The sequence below is a fragment of the uncultured Methanobrevibacter sp. genome (genome assembly GCF_937906425.1).
GTDB lineage: Archaea > Methanobacteriota > Methanobacteria > Methanobacteriales > Methanobacteriaceae > Methanobrevibacter.
In genome coordinates, this window is record NZ_CALCYR010000011.1 from 1 (window position 1) to 16,497 (window position 16,497).

Annotated in this window: 26 protein-coding genes and 1 pseudogene; all 27 read right to left on the bottom strand. The window is 32.6% G+C overall.

The annotated features are described in order from the left end of the window. Positions 1 to 246 precede the first annotated feature (246 nt). The 27 genes and pseudogenes from Q0138_RS00425 to Q0138_RS00550 all read right to left on the bottom strand — a co-directional run bounded on the left by Q0138_RS00425 (position 247) and on the right by Q0138_RS00550 (position 16,352). Positions 247 to 687 (bottom strand): uL15m family ribosomal protein, encoded by a 441-nt coding sequence (locus Q0138_RS00425; RefSeq protein WP_297979376.1) that lies wholly within the window; start codon positions 685 to 687, stop codon positions 247 to 249. 11 nt (positions 688 to 698) lie between these two features. Beyond that, on the bottom strand, positions 699 to 1,157 hold the full coding sequence (locus Q0138_RS00430) for a 50S ribosomal protein L30 (protein WP_297979380.1): 459 nt from the start codon (positions 1,155 to 1,157) through the stop codon (positions 699 to 701). 11 nt (positions 1,158 to 1,168) lie between these two features. Beyond that, positions 1,169 to 1,810 (bottom strand): 30S ribosomal protein S5, encoded by a 642-nt coding sequence (rpsE, locus tag Q0138_RS00435; RefSeq protein ID WP_297979383.1) that lies wholly within the window; start codon positions 1,808 to 1,810, stop codon positions 1,169 to 1,171. Beyond that, the gene (locus Q0138_RS00440) at positions 1,807 to 2,388 is read right to left on the bottom strand and encodes a 50S ribosomal protein L18 (protein WP_297979386.1); all 582 of its coding nucleotides are present in this window, start codon (positions 2,386 to 2,388) and stop codon (positions 1,807 to 1,809) included. The genes rpsE and Q0138_RS00440 overlap by 4 nt, the downstream gene beginning before the upstream one ends. Before the next feature lie 11 nt (positions 2,389 to 2,399). Then, positions 2,400 to 2,846, bottom strand: coding sequence for a 50S ribosomal protein L19e (locus Q0138_RS00445; protein ID WP_297979388.1), 447 nt, complete (start codon positions 2,844 to 2,846; stop codon positions 2,400 to 2,402). A 702-nt stretch (positions 2,847 to 3,548) separates the two neighbouring features. Next, positions 3,549 to 3,881, bottom strand: a complete 333-nt coding sequence (locus Q0138_RS00450) for a 50S ribosomal protein L32e (protein WP_297979391.1) — start codon at positions 3,879 to 3,881, stop codon at positions 3,549 to 3,551. Between the two features lie 39 nt (positions 3,882 to 3,920). Next, entirely contained in the window at positions 3,921 to 4,454 is a 534-nt protein-coding gene (locus tag Q0138_RS00455) for a 50S ribosomal protein L6 (protein ID WP_297979395.1), read from the bottom strand. Between the two features lie 10 nt (positions 4,455 to 4,464). Next, positions 4,465 to 4,857, bottom strand: coding sequence for a 30S ribosomal protein S8 (locus Q0138_RS00460; RefSeq protein WP_297979397.1), 393 nt, complete (start codon positions 4,855 to 4,857; stop codon positions 4,465 to 4,467). A 14-nt stretch (positions 4,858 to 4,871) separates the two neighbouring features. Further along, entirely contained in the window at positions 4,872 to 5,024 is a 153-nt protein-coding gene (locus Q0138_RS00465) for a 30S ribosomal protein S14 (protein ID WP_297979400.1), read from the bottom strand. A 23-nt stretch (positions 5,025 to 5,047) separates the two neighbouring features. Then, a complete protein-coding gene (locus Q0138_RS00470; RefSeq protein WP_297979403.1) occupies positions 5,048 to 5,566 on the bottom strand; it encodes a 50S ribosomal protein L5 in 519 nt (172 codons plus the stop codon). Further along, complete coding sequence (locus Q0138_RS00475) at positions 5,563 to 6,297, bottom strand: 30S ribosomal protein S4e (protein WP_297979406.1); 735 nt, start codon at positions 6,295 to 6,297, stop codon at positions 5,563 to 5,565. The genes Q0138_RS00470 and Q0138_RS00475 overlap by 4 nt, the downstream gene beginning before the upstream one ends. 11 nt (positions 6,298 to 6,308) lie before the next feature. Continuing rightward, a complete protein-coding gene (rplX, locus tag Q0138_RS00480) occupies positions 6,309 to 6,641 on the bottom strand; it encodes a 50S ribosomal protein L24 (RefSeq protein ID WP_297979408.1) in 333 nt (110 codons plus the stop codon). Between the two features lie 15 nt (positions 6,642 to 6,656). Continuing rightward, positions 6,657 to 7,055, bottom strand: a complete 399-nt coding sequence (locus tag Q0138_RS00485; RefSeq protein ID WP_297979412.1) for a 50S ribosomal protein L14 — start codon at positions 7,053 to 7,055, stop codon at positions 6,657 to 6,659. A gap of 1 nt (position 7,056) precedes the next feature. Beyond that, complete coding sequence (locus Q0138_RS00490) at positions 7,057 to 7,377, bottom strand: 30S ribosomal protein S17 (RefSeq protein WP_297979414.1); 321 nt, start codon at positions 7,375 to 7,377, stop codon at positions 7,057 to 7,059. A 10-nt stretch (positions 7,378 to 7,387) separates the two neighbouring features. Beyond that, positions 7,388 to 7,678: a ribonuclease P protein subunit gene (locus tag Q0138_RS00495; RefSeq protein WP_346662256.1), complete on the bottom strand. Its 291-nt coding sequence runs from the start codon at positions 7,676 to 7,678 to the stop codon at positions 7,388 to 7,390. Next, positions 7,676 to 7,804: pseudogene (locus Q0138_RS09310) on the bottom strand (ribonuclease P protein subunit); the annotation flags it as partial. The gene Q0138_RS00495 and the pseudogene Q0138_RS09310, both read right to left, overlap by 3 nt. A gap of 38 nt (positions 7,805 to 7,842) precedes the next feature. Next, complete coding sequence (gene yciH, locus Q0138_RS00500; protein ID WP_297979421.1) at positions 7,843 to 8,187, bottom strand: stress response translation initiation inhibitor YciH; 345 nt, start codon at positions 8,185 to 8,187, stop codon at positions 7,843 to 7,845. Then, a complete protein-coding gene (gene rpmC / locus Q0138_RS00505; protein WP_297979424.1) occupies positions 8,188 to 8,394 on the bottom strand; it encodes a 50S ribosomal protein L29 in 207 nt (68 codons plus the stop codon). Between the two features lie 147 nt (positions 8,395 to 8,541). Continuing rightward, on the bottom strand, positions 8,542 to 9,315 hold the full coding sequence (locus Q0138_RS00510) for a 30S ribosomal protein S3 (protein WP_297979428.1): 774 nt from the start codon (positions 9,313 to 9,315) through the stop codon (positions 8,542 to 8,544). Beyond that, the gene (locus Q0138_RS00515; RefSeq protein WP_297979431.1) at positions 9,315 to 9,785 is read right to left on the bottom strand and encodes a 50S ribosomal protein L22; all 471 of its coding nucleotides are present in this window, start codon (positions 9,783 to 9,785) and stop codon (positions 9,315 to 9,317) included. The genes Q0138_RS00510 and Q0138_RS00515 overlap by 1 nt, the downstream gene beginning before the upstream one ends. 12 nt (positions 9,786 to 9,797) lie before the next feature. Then, the gene (gene rpsS / locus Q0138_RS00520; protein ID WP_297979434.1) at positions 9,798 to 10,208 is read right to left on the bottom strand and encodes a 30S ribosomal protein S19; all 411 of its coding nucleotides are present in this window, start codon (positions 10,206 to 10,208) and stop codon (positions 9,798 to 9,800) included. An 18-nt stretch (positions 10,209 to 10,226) separates the two neighbouring features. Then, positions 10,227 to 10,952, bottom strand: a complete 726-nt coding sequence (locus Q0138_RS00525; RefSeq protein ID WP_297979437.1) for a 50S ribosomal protein L2 — start codon at positions 10,950 to 10,952, stop codon at positions 10,227 to 10,229. Positions 10,953 to 10,964: 12 nt separating this feature from the next. After that, positions 10,965 to 11,225 (bottom strand): 50S ribosomal protein L23, encoded by a 261-nt coding sequence (locus Q0138_RS00530; RefSeq protein WP_297979439.1) that lies wholly within the window; start codon positions 11,223 to 11,225, stop codon positions 10,965 to 10,967. 58 nt (positions 11,226 to 11,283) lie between these two features. Beyond that, positions 11,284 to 12,048, bottom strand: coding sequence for a 50S ribosomal protein L4 (gene rpl4p / locus Q0138_RS00535; protein ID WP_297979442.1), 765 nt, complete (start codon positions 12,046 to 12,048; stop codon positions 11,284 to 11,286). Between the two features lie 13 nt (positions 12,049 to 12,061). After that, positions 12,062 to 13,072: a 50S ribosomal protein L3 gene (gene rpl3p, locus Q0138_RS00540; protein ID WP_297979445.1), complete on the bottom strand. Its 1,011-nt coding sequence runs from the start codon at positions 13,070 to 13,072 to the stop codon at positions 12,062 to 12,064. An 881-nt stretch (positions 13,073 to 13,953) separates the two neighbouring features. After that, a complete protein-coding gene (locus Q0138_RS00545; RefSeq protein ID WP_297979448.1) occupies positions 13,954 to 14,769 on the bottom strand; it encodes a putative RNA uridine N3 methyltransferase in 816 nt (271 codons plus the stop codon). An 836-nt stretch (positions 14,770 to 15,605) separates the two neighbouring features. Beyond that, positions 15,606 to 16,352, bottom strand: a complete 747-nt coding sequence (locus Q0138_RS00550) for an METTL5 family protein (RefSeq protein WP_297979451.1) — start codon at positions 16,350 to 16,352, stop codon at positions 15,606 to 15,608. Positions 16,353 to 16,497 lie beyond the last annotated feature (145 nt).

Below are 16,497 nucleotides of genomic sequence, written 5' to 3' on the forward strand. Positions count from 1 at the left end.
AATAAAAATTAATAAAAATTAATAAAAATTAATTAAAATTAATTAAAATTAAAAATAAATAATTAAAATTAATAGAAATTAATAAAAATTAATTAAAATTATTTAAAATTAATTAAAATTAATTAAAATTAATAAAAAAGAACAATAAACTAAAAAATTAAAACTTAAAATAATAAAAATAATTTGATTAAATAAAAAAAGAAAAAATAATAAACTTAAAAAAGTTTATTATAAAATTCCATTAACTTATATTTCTACTGCTTCTCCGCCAGCTTCTTCTATTTTTTCAATAGCAGCTTCTGAGAAAGCAGGAGATTTAACAACAATAGGAATGTCCAAGGAACCAGTAGCTAAAACTTTATTGTAACCTAATTCAGTTACGTCAATAACAATTACGTCATCTTCGTCTTTGGTAGCGATTCCTTTTTCAAGGAACTCTTCAGCCTTGTCATTCAAGAAGTTTAAGTTAACAGGATATGATTTGTGGATAGTTTTTTGAGGTCTTTTGAAACCGTGTTTACCGAAGTAATTCTTGTTTACGATTACAGTGGTAGACCAGTGGTGTTTTCCAGCTCCAGCTTTACCTTTACCACCTTTGTTACCAGCACCTCTTCTCCTTTTGACAGAGCCTCCACCATTAGATCTGGAACCTCTCATCTTATTGATTTTTTTAGTTTTTCTAATCATACAAACCACCCTTAAGCCATTCTTTTTGCAAGATTATTAATATCTTCGCCTCTGTAACCTAAGGATCCACCTTCATTTACAGAATGTCTAATTCCTTCATATCCTTTTCTAGGAGGGTGAAGACGGAATACAGGTTTCATATTAATATCTTGAGCTTTGATTTCAGCGCTCATTAATGCATTAGCCAATTCTTCAAAAGTAGAGTAATCAGTGTTTTCCTTTAAGTATTCTTCAGTAATACGGTCTCCACCGACTAATCTTCCTCTCTTTTCAATAAGCTCTGTAACAGTTTCTACATCAACTTCTCCCCAAGTGATGTAATCTTTTGCTTTTTGAAGCATACCTTTGTAACTTGGGTTTTCTTCAACCAATACAGCATGACTGATTTTATGAAGTCTTAACATTTCTAAAGTACTAGCAATGCTTTGAATAACACCAGTAGTACCTCTTACTCTAATAACCAAATACATGATACCACCGTTTATTGAATTACTCCCATATTTTTAAGGTCTTGTTCACTGGCCTTCATTCTGCTTGCTTCCTTAAGTGCTTCAAAGACTGCATTAGCAAAGTTTACGGTAGTTTGGGTTTGACCGCTTGCTTGAGACCATACATCCTTAATACCGGCAAGGGAAAGGATAGTTTTACCTACATCACCAATAGCTAATCCTACACCTGCAGGAGCCGGCCTTAAGGTTACGTTTACACTGCTTGCCTTACCTGTTACCTTGAATGGAACTGTGTGTTGTCTTCCACAGACACAACCCCAGTCTCCACAGCCTCTTCTTACTTTAATAATGTTATATTTAGCATTATCTACAGCTTTTCTGATAGCAGGACCTACTTCTCTAGCCTTGCCTTGTCCTAAACCTACGTAACCGTTTTTGTTACCTACAGCAACAATTACTCTAAAGTTAACTTTTCTACCAGATTTGTGCATTCTTTGAACTAAGTTTACGTCCATGACTTCTTCTTCCAAGTCAGGAAGCAATGCATCAACAATTTCCAATTCCATTATAGGGAGACCTTTTTCAAAAATTTCATCGATATCGGTTACAATACCGTCTTTAACATCTTGACCTAATTTGGTTTTAGGTTCCCATTCATCCATATTAAAGCTCATACTTCAGCCTCATCAATTTTATTTTTAATCTCTTCAAAGTGTTGAGGTAAATCAGTAGGTTGAAGACCTCTTGCTAAATATTGAGAGAATTTTTTATTAAGTTCATCTTCATCAAGTAATTCTGCATATTCTGCAATGTGTTCACCGTTAATTCTATCTTCACCAGGAATGATAGATTCACCATAAGGAACTTCTAAACCAGCATCTGCTGCACCTTTTACAGCTGCAAATACTTTGGATCCTTTAATAGGAGATTTTAAACCAATGTCTGCAATAGCATATTCAACACCTGCAGCAACAGCTTTTTTACCACATAAGTATGCAGTTAAATAAACAGCACTAGTGTTTTTATTTCCTGCTAACCAACCTAATTTATTTAATTCTTTACTGTGAGCTGATACAACGGTTTCGTCTCCGTTTTTACCAACGTTAATAACTTGAACAATTACATTAGCATTAGAAATTCTTACAACTAATCTGGATTTATTTACATCGACTAATTTCATTCTAGCGGCATAGTCAGTTTTACCTTCTCTTCTTCTTCTGAATGCCACTTTATAATTTGATCCGCTTGCCAAGTCCATTCCTCCTATTTAATTAAATCATGGTCTCTTGCGTAAGTTTTCATGTAAGATTTACTTCTGAAAGCTCCACCTTTTGCCATCTTGTATAATTTACGGTAGGTAGTAGGGTCAATTTCACCAGCGTCTCTCATTTCTTTTAAGTCAGTTCTTAAAGCACGGATAGTTTTCATCCAAACTTGTTTTTTAGGAGTACGAGCGTTTTTAGCTCCTTTAACACTACCTCTTCCTTTACGTTTACCTTTTTTCTTTTGCTCTTTGATTTTTTTAGATCTGTAGCTACTAATACCAGTTTGTGGTCTAGCTTTAATAATACCTTGATCTATAAGTTGTCTAACACCGTCTCTTGTGATAGCTCTAGAAACTTCTTCTACTTGTTCTGGGTCTATCCATACACGGTTTACTCCAACTTTAAGTATACTAGCAGCTAATCTTCTTTGTGTAGTAAGATTCATTAATAATCCTCCATTTTAGTTAGCTGATAAACTTGAATATAAAATTTCTTCAAGTTTCCCTTCAATTTTAACTTTATTAATTTAATTTTTAGCTCTTAATAAGAAAATGGATTCCTAAACCCATACAAATGGATTTCCAGGTTTTTAAAATTTAAAATCCTAATCTGATTAATTTTAATTAATTAATATTAAAATTTAAAATATAAAATTTTAATTTTTTTTTAATTTAAAAACCAAAATATTATGCAAATAATATTTATTAATAATTTCTTTTTCTAAACATATTTCCGATTTACTTAAGTGCGGAAATTGGAATCAAATATTACATAGGTTGTGGCATGAGGTTAAAGACGTATTCAATAATCCCTTACCAACTCTATATAAAGCCCCTAATTTTCCTATAAGTAAGCCTTGTAAACTCATAATTATTATTTTAAATAATAAATATTTAATCAAATTTAAATTAAATTTCTACAAATTTAAGGAAATGAAAAAACTTCATGTTTAATCATCTAATAATGAAAAATTCAAAATTTTTCAAATTTTTTTAATACAAATAAAATATTTTTTTTATCTTAAACCAAATTAACTTTCAAAACATCTTAAGTTTAAAAATGTCTAAAACATTAATTCCAAATTTTCTCATAAAGCATCCCAGTTTCTAGAATGCCTAATCAATTTCAATTTCATTCGATCTTGAAATTAAATTTGTTTGTTTAAAACTTTAATTCCTAATTCTGATGCTTTTTCCAACATCAATTGTTTTTTACGTTTACCAATAGAAGCACTGATTCTTGCAGCTTCAGTTTCGCTGTCAATAGCTTCTAATTCTTTCATGTTGTGAACAAGAACATCTTTGTATCCAGATGGATGTAAGTATCTAGTTGCTCTAGGAGTACGATAACCAATGGATGGCATTGCAGGTTTTCCTGCTTCGTATCTTCTCATTTTACTAGTTTTACCTCTTGGACGTCTCCATTTGGTACCTAATTTTTTATAACGAGCATATTCTTGTCTTTTAAATTGTTTACTCATTAAAATCACCATATAACTATTAATTCATAAACTACCAAATTATTCTCTGCTGGTTAAGTAAATACCATCTTGGAATACTCTAGGGTCTTTTCCTCTGATTTTAGTAGCTTGCTCTAAGTTAGCCATAGTTTGTCCGACATCTTCCTTGTTAATACCGGTAATGATTACTTCATCACCTTTAACTTGAACTTTAGCATCTCCAACAATTTTTGCAGATCTAGGATGTCTTTCACCGATAAAGTTTTCAATGCTTACCTTATCCCCTTGAGCCTTTACGGTCATTGGAAAGTGAGCGAATACGATTTTCATATGATAAGTGAAACCATCTGTTACACCGGTAATCATATTTTGAATGTGAGCTCTTGTAGTTCCAATCATGGATTTATCCTTTTTCTTAGGGAATGCAGTTTCAAGAACAATAAGATTATCTTCTTTTGTAATAGTTACATTAGGATAAGTAAATTTTCTAGAAGTTTCACCGTTAGGTCCTTTTACAGAAACTTCATCACCAATTATAACTTCAACGCCTTCAGGGATTTCAATTTCTTCCCTTATAGCTGCAGCTAATACCATATTTAATCACCTAATACATGTAAGCCAACAAACGTCCGCCGATACCTCTTTCCTTAGCTTCCCTGTGGGTCATAATACCTTCAGGAGTGGTTACAATCAAGATACCGAAATTCTTTGCCGGCAAATATCTTTTCTCAAATTTCTCGAATTCATCTTTCTTTACAGCATGACGAGGCTTGATTACACCACATTGGTTGATGTTACCTTCCAATTCAACTTGGAATTTTCCAGCCCTGTTGTCATCTATAAATTCAAATTCACCTATATAATTCTCTTTTTGCATGGTGCTTAAAACACGTCCAATTAATTTGGATGCAGGAGAAATAATACAGCTGTCATTTACTTGACGTTCATTATTTCTGATGTTTGTTAAAGCATCTGCAAGAGGATCCATAAGAGTCATAATAGTCACCTTTTCTAATTGTATTTTTTAAATCCTATTTTAGGAGCAATTTCTCTAAAACATTGCCTGCATAAGTTGAGTCCATATCTGCTGATCATAGCAGAGTGGTCTCCACAACGGCTACATTTTTTTGCTGCTTTTCCATATTTTCTTGGCAACATAATCACCTTTATCAACAATAATATATCAGTTAGTATTCCTCTTCAGCAATAGTAACTTGGAAGTTTTCTTCCATAAATTTCATGGTTTCTTCAGGAGTGATTCTGTGTCTTTTTGGAATAGATTTCTTCTGGATTTTTCTTCTTTTAATCCTGTAACCTGGTTTTTCAAAGGTAATGGATAAGTTCATACCGAAAATACCAATGTCAGGGTCATATCTCATTCCAGGAATATCAATATGTTCTCTAATACCGAAAGAAACGTTACCTTGTGCATCAAATTGACTAGGTCTTAATTTATTATTAATACCGTCTAAAACCATTTTGATTGCTTTTTCAGCTCTTTCTCCACGGAGAGTTACCTTACAAGCAATAGGTTGTCTTTTTCTAATACCGAATTCAGGATTTGTAACCTTGGAATAGGTTTTGACAGGTTGTTGACCAGTCATGTTTTCCAAAAGGGTCATAGCTCTGGATAATTTTTCACCAGCTTCACCGACACCGATGTTGATGGTAGCCTTTGCTATAACTACTTCATTCATTGGGTTCATTGATTAACCTCCAATAAGTCAATAGCAGGTTCATCATTACCAATAACAAATGCATACTCTTTTAAAGTTAAGAAAGTATCGTTATTAGCCTTTTCAATAATTACGGTATTTGGTTTGGAAGATTTGTCTACAATTACCTCTTTAACCTTACCTAATTCACCGGTGTGTTTACCCCCTGTAACAAGTACGGTTGAACCTTCACCGAAAGCAAAGTTTTCCTTGATTTCCTGTTCAGGAATGCCTAAACAGATTACATCAAATGAAGAGTAACTATCTTCTTCAACAATTACATTTCTACCATCGTGGAGATTTAATTGGGTTTTTCCACCTTTGATAGTAGATTTGTTTAAAATTTTAGCTAATTTGTATTCTGCATCTTCTCCAGAAACAGGGTGTAAAGTTAATCTTCCTTTAGTGTCTAAAAGGATTCTGTAATTTTCACCGGTTTTTGGAATAGATAAAACATCCATAAATCCTACAGGGAATTTATAATCTTTTTTAGCTCTTCCATCAATTAAAACATTACCAGTATTGATTAATCTTTTTGCTTCTCTTGAGTTATCCGCGATTTTCAAGATATCTCTGATAATAACAAGTAAAGGTAATGAATCTTCAATTGCGTGAGAACCTGGAGCAGGCTTTACTGTCCAAGTGTCTTCTTTTGGATGAATAGGCCAACTTTTAGGTGCTTTGAATCTTTTAAGATGCTTTCTAGATCCCATTTTTGCCATTTTATTCCTCCTTATAATCTTCTCTCATCGTCTAAATCAGCTTCAATAATCATCAAGTTGGATGGATGAATAGGAAGCAATACAGCGTTTCCGTCAGGTTTGCTTAATGTAACGCCTTCAACGGTAACCTTGTATCTTTTAGCATCAACAGCTTCAACTTTTCCTTCGTGACCCTTAAAGTCTCCACGTACAACTTGAACTTTGTCTCCCACTTTAATAGGTAAAGATCTTTTACCAATATCTGCTCTTAAATCCTTGCTTAAATTAGCACTCATGATTTTACGACGGATGTGTAAAGGAGCAGTGTAGAGAGCTTTTCTTTGTTTTCTTGGTTGAATTGACATTTAATCACCATAAACTTATATTAAAATGCTTGCAGCACTACCTACACTAGGCCATTTGTCAGCTGCTTCCTTAGCAACAGGTCCTCTGATTTCAGAACCTTTCAATAGACCTTCAGGAGTAATGATAACTGCAGCGTTATCTTCGAATTTTACACGAAGACCATCAGCACGTCTAAATTCTTTTTTCTGCCTTACAACTACAGCGTTTACAACTTCTCTTCTCATGTCAGCAGTTCCTTTCTTAACTGAAGCGACAACCATGTCACCTACACCAGCTACGTCAAGTCTCCTGCGAACACCCTTAAAACCTTTTACGGAAATGATTTCGATTTCACGGGCACCGGTGTTATCGACACATTGAAGTCTAGCGCCAATAGGCAAAGCTTTGGTTACACTAGATGTAGTAGGTTTCATTTTAATTATCTCCTTTTACTTCAACTAAAACAAAGTGTTTAGTTTTACTTAAAGGTCTGCATTCTGCAATTTTTACAGAGTCACCGATTTCAACATCAAGACAATCAGGTTTGTGAACATTAATTCTTGATTTCCTCTTTTCATATCTTTCATATTTTCTAATGAACTTGTAGAAACTACGTTCTACAGTAATAGTCCTTTCTGCTTTATTTGTAGTAACAACTCCTTCAAGGACTTGTCCTCTAACAGATAATTTACCATGGAAAGGGCAGTTAGGATCATCACATTTAGTTTCTGGTTCCTTAACATTAAGACCAACCATTTTATCACCATTAAATTTTTTTATATCTTTTCTTTATCCTATCTTCAGGACGATTCAACAATATTTTACCATCAATTTCAACTATGGTTCCATCCGGAACCTTGAATTGAAATATAGAAACATCTTTCTGAATTAACTTTGTATTTTTATGATTAGAACTTAAATTTTTATTTAAATCTTTTTTATTCAAGTCAGAACCTTTTTTATTCAAATCAGAATCTTTATTCAAGTCAGAACATTTTCCATTCAAATCAGAATTTAAACTTGAATCTTCATTCAAATCAAATTTTTGTTCAATCAATAAGGTATTCCTTGTTTCATCAACAACAATACCGCTAAGTCCAATTAAAGATTTATTCAAACTGTCAACAACTTTAAGTTCCAATCCAATTAATTCATGATAGAATATATTCTTAAAGCTTATCATTCTAAGCCTCTGTATGTGAATTAAAGATCAAACTTAAATTAACGTCTTCTTCTCTTATTGTATTTTTTATCAGAATCTCTGATTTCAATAGTGTCGGAAGAGAATCCCAATTCAGATAAAACCTCTTTAACTCTTACCTTATGGTCTCCTTGAAGTTCAATTTGACCCTTTTTGGCGGTACCGCCACAGGCACATTTAGCCTTAAGAGTTTTAGTAAGTTCCTTAATATCTATATCATGTTCATCTATTCCTTCGACAATAGTCATAAGTTTTCCAAATCTTCTTCTAACTGTATATACTTTTACAGCTTGTACTTCCCTAGCGATTTCCTCACAAACACAAAGTTCCTCAGGAAGCCCACATACATCACAGATTTTTGACATTTAATTCTCCTTCTGTTTTTGGTTCATAATTGTAAGAACACGAGCAATAGTCCTTTTGAGTTCTCTAATTTTTCCAGGATTTTCATTAATTCCTGCAGCAGCACTTTTGGAAACGTTTTTAGCTAATTCAGCCTTGAGTTCCACCAATTTTTCCTCGATGTCCTCAATTTCCATTTCCCAAATTTCCTTACTTCTTAAAATTGCCATTATTTCAACTCACTAAAAGTAAATTAATATTTTCTAAGACCATAATTTTTGAAATAAAATTATAATTAAAATTAATTATTAAAATTAATTATTAAAATTAATTATTAAAATTAATTATTAAAATTAAAAATCTTAGAATAATATTATCTATTCTTCATCTTCCTCAGTAGTTGCTTCAAGTTCTTCAAGATCCTCTTCAATCTCTTCGACTTCCTCAATTTCCTCAAGTTCATCTTCGATTTCTTCAAGATCTTCTTCAACTTCTACAATTTCCTCTTCGATTTCCCCTTCAGGTTCATCTTCAACTACTTCTACAGTTTCTTCATAAACTGGAGCAACAATATCTACTTTATCAGGTAAGATTGCTTCAGGAGGCATGATTCTAACAACAATACCTAAAACACCAGGTTTTAAAGGTGCAGTTGCAAAACCGACATCTACAAATCTTGTTGCAGGTTCACCACATTTTTTAATGTAACCTTCAGTAAATTTGGCAACAGCAGATCTGGAACCTCTGATCTTACCGGAAATGGTTACTTCAACACCTTGTGCACCGGAATTCATGATTCTGCGAATAGTGGAGTAAGCAACTCTTCTGAAGTGCATACCTCTTTGGAGCATGTTAGCTATTTTGGAAGCCATGATTCTAGCGTTGAGTTCAGGAACATCCACTTCCTTAACTTCAACTTGAGGGTTGTCCAAATTGAATTTGGTCTTAAGACTTTGGGTAATTGCCCTTACGGTTTTTCCACCTCTACCAATTACCATACCAGGTCTTTCAGCATAGACGACAACCATGGTTCCTAAAGGAGTAACCTTAATTTCCATTCCGCCGTAACCTGCTCTTTCAAGTTCTTTTTCTAAGTACTCATCAATACTGTTTCTCATGAGACCTTTTGTAACAAACTCTTTTTCTATCATTATTCAGCCTCCACTAAAACGACTTGAATATGGGTAGTTGGAGTATTGAATGGAGTTACTCTACCAAAAGCTCTTGGTCTAGCTCCTCTGATAACCATACCTCTGTGGGAAGAGATATGTTCAATCTTAAGGTTTTCCACATCCATACCTTTATATTCAGCATTTGCTTCCGCATTTTCAATTACAGTTAAAATAGCTTTGGAAGCCTTTACAGGGTATCTTCCAGCAGCCCAACCTTCCAATCCTTTTCTGTGACCAACATCTCTGTTATGTCTTTTGAAAGGAACAGCCTTTTTCATATCAATAACATCATTTAAGTATGCTTTTGCTGCTACAACATCCATGCCTCTGATTGCACTACAAATCTCAACACAATGTTTTGGAGAAACCTTAAGGGATCTAGCCATAGCACGTGCTGTTTTTGATTCATCAGCATCAGGATTATTATAAGCGTATTTATTCTTAGCCATGATTTAATCTCCTTATTTAAGTGGTACAAACATTGATGATCTAGTAGCACCCATACCAGGGTCTCCGTGTTGAACTCTTTGTCTTGTTGGTGCAAATTCACCGAAGAAACAACCTAACATTTCAGGAGTGAATGTTACTTCTACGAAATCTTTGCCGTTGTAGATTCCGAAAGTGGTACCAACCATTTCAGGAATGACAACCATATCTCTGCAGTGAGTTCTAACAACTACCGGTTTTCCACCTTTCTTATCTTGTTTTTGTAATTTTCTCATTTTATCCAACACAGACTGTTGTTCTGGTAAGAATCCTCTTTTTAAGGATCTTCTTTGTCTTGCTGGTAAAAGTTCAATAAACTCATCCAAGGACATTTCTTTTAATTCCTCGATGGTATAACCTCTATATTTAAATATTTTTCTAGCCAATGACACATCTCCTTAAATCTATCTTCTTTTTCCTGTACGTTTAGCTGCAATTGAACCAACTTTTCTTCCAGGTGGCGCATGTCTTGAAATAGTTGTTGGACGACCTGGGTGTTGTCTGTTACCTCCTCCGTGAGGGTGATCAACAGCGTTCATTGCTACTCCTCTAACAGTCATAGATTTCTTACCTTTAGCTTTAAGGGCATGCCATCTGACACCTGCCTTGAGGTAAGGTTTTTCCTTTCTTCCTCCACCAGCTACTACACCGATACTAGCACGGCATTGTGGGTTAAAGGATTTAAGTTCACCAGATGGTAATTCTACAACAGCTTGAGTTGCATCATGAGTAATTAAAGAAGCATAAGTTCCAGATGATCTTACGAAACGACCACCGTCTCCAGGGGTGTTTTCAATATCGTAGATTGGAGTACCTTCAGGGATTTCAGCAAGAGGCAATGTATTACCGAAACTGATAGGAGCTGAAATACCGCATTCGATATCATCATCGATTTGAATACTTTCAGGAGCTAAAATATGTCTTTTTTCACCATTTTCAAATTTAACCAAAGCGATAGGAGCGGTTCTTGCAGGGTCGTGAATAATGTCTACAACTTTACCTTTAATACTGCCTTCCTTTTCCAAATCATCGTATGCCCTGTATTGGATTTTGTCTTTAAATCTGTGAGAAGCTACACGGTGAGCAGGAGTTCCTCTTCCTCTACGTTGGTGTATCAATCGTTTTCCCATTTTTTAACCTCCTTAGAATACTCCCATCTTGACAGCTACATCTTCAGCCACATTTTCTCCTTCGAGCTTAATGTAAGCCAATTTTAAACCTTTGGAAGTGATGTGAGTATTTACTCTCAATACCTCTTGGTCATATAACTGTTCAAAAGCCTTTTTGATTTGAGCTTTTGTTGACTCTCTGCTAACAATGAAAGCAAGCTCATTGTTTTGGTCAATCATATTCATAGTTTTCTCAGTAACATGAGGTTTAACAATAATTGCATAAGGATCCATAAATATCCACCTTCTTAACTATCTAATAAATTCCTTAAATAACCGCAGTCATTGGAATCTATTGGAATAATCCTCCTAATTTTTCAACAGCGGACTTAGTAAAAATAGTTAACCTGCCAGCATGAGTACCTGGTGCTAATAATTCAGCATTTAAGTTGTCTACAGCAACGATGTCGACACCAGCGTGGTTTCTTGCACCTAATCCAATGCCTTTATCTTCAGCAACGACAACTAAAGGTCCTTTACCGGATTTGTATTTACGTCCTCTTGTTTTTCCTCTACCAGCTCTTATTTTCTTACTGTTTTTAGCCTTGATTACATCATCATAAACACCTAATGCCTTAAAGATTTCACGGGTTTCGCTAGTCTTCTTGACAGTAGCCAATTCATCTTCAACAATTAAAGGCAATTGAGCAAGATTTTCAGTCTTGTGACCTCTGCCTGCAACTAATTCCGGATCGCAGGTAGCTGCAACAGCAGATCTGATTGCAAATCTTCTTTCCTTATTGTTGATTTTTTCATGATGATTCTTTTCAGCTCTAACAGGATGAGCCTTTCTTCCACCGATAGCTTGCGGTACGAATGCTGCTCTAGCACCACTTTTTATTCTTGGCACCATTGCTGCACCTCTACCGGAACCCCAGGATTCTGCAGAAGTTCTTTTACCTGCCATAGGGTCATTACCCCAAGGTTGGATTCTTGCAGATTGAGCGGAAAGAACAGCTCTTTTAATAAGGTCAGGTCTGTATTCTTCATTAAAAATAGCAGGAAGTTCTATTTCTTCTTTAACTTCCCCTTGAATTGAATAAACATTAACTTTCATTTTCTAACCCCATCTATACACCTTGTTTGGAAGCAGTGCTTATGTAATTAATTTGAGGAGCTGCTTCATCAGCTTTCTTAGGTCTGATAGCTTGTCTAAGGATAACTAATCTTTTAGTTGGACCTGGAACAGAGCCTTTTACTAAGACATAGTCGTTTTTAACTAAACCATATCTAATGAATCCGCCTTTAGGATTTACAGCATCCACTTCAGACACGTCTCCGATTTTTAAGACTTTCTTATTGAATTCGGTTCTTTTATGGTATCCCATTTGACCTGCTTGTGCAACAGTCCACATGGTTCTTTCAGGGGACCATGGACCGATTGAACCTACGTGTCTTCCTTTTCCACTTCTCATAGCTTTACCGTATTGAATTCTAATATTCCATCTTTTGACAACCCCTTGGACTCCTTTTCCTTTGGTGGTTGCAATAGCGTCTACATATTGTCCTTCATTAAAGATATCGCTAGCTCTTACTTCTTCACCTAATAAGTCAAGTGCATAATTTAATTTTTCTTCAGCAGAACTTCCACCGAGAGCACACTCGAAAATTTCAGGTTTCTTCTTAGGTACACTAGCCATTTTAGGGTTAGTATGTACTAAAACTCTAACGTCTTCAGTTTTTTCTAAAGCATCTTGTATTTTTGCAATAGCTTCGGATTTATCGTAGTCTTTAGGAAGGGTAATTTTCCTAGAAAGCTCTTCATCCAAATTATCTGCAATTACTTCAGTAATAGCTTTAAGTCCATGTGCAGTTTTTTCGTATGATCTTATACCCATTATAACAAGGGGCGGTACTTCCAAAACAGTTACAGGAGTGAAAACTTCCATTCCGCTGGTTGGAGAATTCTTATCATTGTCTACAACCATTGCATGAGTCATACCAGCTTTATATCCTGCAAGACCCAAGAGTTTTGGTTCTTCATTACTTGGCCAAGCTTTGATTCTTGGAGTTTCTTTAGCTACTCTTTTACGAGGGCTAAATGCCACAGAACCTTTTCTTGGTTGGTGATGTCTTACCATTAAATACCTCCGTTTTATTTAAAATTTCCTATAATTAATCAGTTTAAAGATTTAAAAATATTTTTTATAATTAAATCCATACACAATCTTTCATTATAAATCTGGTTTTAAACCTCTTTATGAAAGATCAAAAAGTTCGATTTACCAATTTGACAAATAAATAATGACATTTAAATTAATTTTAATAAATAAATAAATTAAATTTGAAACTTAATGAATTAAAATTTTAAATAAAAAAATTAAAATTCAGAATAAATAAATTAAAATTCAAAATTAATGAATTAAAATTCAGAATAAATAAATTAAAATTCAAAATTAATGAATTAAAAATTCTGAATTAATGAATTAAATTTAAATTTATAAAACATTAAGAATTAAATTCAAAACTTAATAAATGACATTAAGAATTTAAATCCAAAATTAATAAATCTTAGAATAAATAGCCATATTTCGCTCTTTCAATCAATGTTAAAACTAAACACAACTAAAATTCTACACTGTTTAAACTTATTATTCAATATATAAGCAAATAATTTAGCATACAGTCTACTTTACTAATATCTAGATTGAGCATACAGTCTACTTTAATAAAATCTAGATATAGACCGTAGAGGCAAAAATTAAACAGCATATAAGCTAAATAAGCTAGATAAACATGAAAAACAAGCTCAAACTTGTTTATGATTACTTCTCAAAGATTACAAATAAAGCTGTCTAGACTTTATTATACTTTATAGTGTCTAATTATAAAGCAAATCCTTGAAAGCTAAAGCTAACAATAGCTAAAGCTATAAATAATATCTATATGTTTTTTTAATGTATTTATAAAAATTATGTATTAAACGCTACATAAAAGCGGAAGCTAATAATGAACTATTAGCTTAAAGTATATTGAAAATAGCTAAAGTTGAAATAACCGCTTCTTCAGTCCTTACTGTTTCTGTTCCTTGATTAGGGACAGTATTTAATTTAATATGTTCCCAATTGGAACTTTCCAGATTCTCACTGATTGAAGAATACGGACCTCCGAAAACAATTGCAATATGATTTGATCTTTCCACTTTAGATTTCAATTCATTAAAAATAGTATCTATTGTATCTGCGTACTTTGTAGTTTCAACTACAAAATCGGGATTAACTAATTTTAAGCTATTTTTAAGACCTTTATTTGTAGATAATGTCTTAAATCCCCAGTAAATGTCATCTGGTTCATCAGGTGTGACTATTACCTCTTTAGCAACTTTAGTAATTTTAAATGAAAATATTTTCTTTACTGTAAGCTGCTCTTTGCAAAACGCTAACTTATCCATACCTATATCTACAAAGGTACCTTTCTTGTTCCTTTTGACAGTAAACCCTTGCCTATAGTCCCCTAATTCCGGTTCGGAAGTAGGATGATGAGGCACTCTTAAAGGAGGCAAAATTCCAACATGTCTTAATTCAGATTTAATCGGAATAGCCTGTTTTCTAAGATATTGGGGAGTATCCATATAAGAAAGAACTTCTGCTATGAAATCTCCGTCCTCTGTCTGTTCACTATCTGGAATTGAAAGATCTTTATAAACAACGACTTCATCTACCTCAAACAGAGCTAAAGCCCTACCAATTAATCCAACTTTTGAAGTTTTTAATTTTAAGTCCTTAGTTTCTGCTAAAAATGAATTCGGTATAAAGACTGATACTTTATTATTTTGCATATTTATAATTATATTAAAATCTATATATAAACATTTTGATTAATCAAGTATTAGCCTGAAAAAGAGCACTAAAACCGAATTATTCAGTAGTAAAAATATAAAAAAATAATTAAAAAAGAATTTTATTAATCATAACCCCAGTTTATAGCATTTATAAATCAAGAGACTTTTATTAATCAATAATTTTTGATCATTAATAATTTCATAAAATTATCATAAAATTATCATAAGATTTGAAAATCATCTAAAATCATCTAGATTATCCTAAGCATCATAATAAAATAATAATAATAAAATAATATTAAAATAATATTAAAATAACGTCATAATTATGATAATAATCTATGACAATAATCTTTCATTAATTAATAAAGTATTGACCTATTGAATCAATAAACAATGATAGCCCTAGCTAAAACATAATAACTACGACTTCAAATATGATATCAAACATCAGACAAATGCTATAATACCATTTTAAATCATGAAAAATAATAAAAAATTTAAAAATTTCTTATAAATTACATAATGTAGACATATAGATTAGTAATATTTAAGAAATTTATTATATATAAATGTTTTGTTAAAATTAAAGAAAAATCTAAATTTTTAAGAAAAAAAGAAAATATTTTCCTAAAATGTAAAATAAACTTTAAAAAAATAGCAAGAAAGTGAGAAAAAATAGAAAAGTTTATAAATAAAAATTTTTAGGCTTGACTAAATTTTTTTCAAAGATCAATATTTTTTAAAATAAGAAACTTTTTAGAAAAACAAGATTTTTAAAAATAACAAATTTTTTAGAAAAAATATTAAAACAGTTAATTTGACTAAAAATACTACTCAAAGTTTTCAATTCTTAAAACAACAACCTTAACCATACGTTGCTCATCAGTGTGAAAGTCATATATTTTAGGAATTGGAAACTTGTATACCAACTTATGACTAACATCTGCTCCAAGATTTCTAACATAATCAATAATATACTCTTCAGCACTGGCCATATGAAATGAGTAAATAATTTCAGCGCTGTTTAATGCAAAGTCAATAAATTTCCTGTCAGCATGCCTTTTTCCCCTCTCCTGAGATCCGAATGGAGGGTTTTGAATAAGGGTGTCAAACTTAAATGAAGCATTACCAAAATCAGTGCCATTAAAACCAATAAGACTATTTAAATTTAGAAGAGTTTTATCATCACTGTCATTTAATAAATCACTTATTGAATTATATGAATTTATGTCTCCAACTATAAAATTTGTATTTGCTACATCCATATGGCTTAGTTTATTTTCGTTAATTAAATCAAAAAAACTTTTTCTTGCCAAATCCACAGATTCCCTATCAATGTCAAGACCTAATGAAAACTTTGCACCCATAAGTGAGGATGCACTTGCAAGGATTCCAGTGCCGCATCCAAGGTCAAGAACGTTAAGGTCCCTGATATCACCCATACCATATGCATTCCATATAAGATCAGATGCTATTACTGCAGGAGTGGAATACTGTTCAAGCTCAACCTTAGGATTTGGATGTTTTGGAATTTTTTCCAAAATCATTTCCAAATGTTTCTTTTTTGAAATTTTCATATAATCACATAAGTTTGATTCTAATTAGAGATTAAAAAATTAATTTCCAATTCTTACTATTATTTTAATTTAACATTAATATTATATTTTTTTTAAGATTAATAATTTTATTAATTTTTATTTTTAATATCCCCCCCTAATTTGA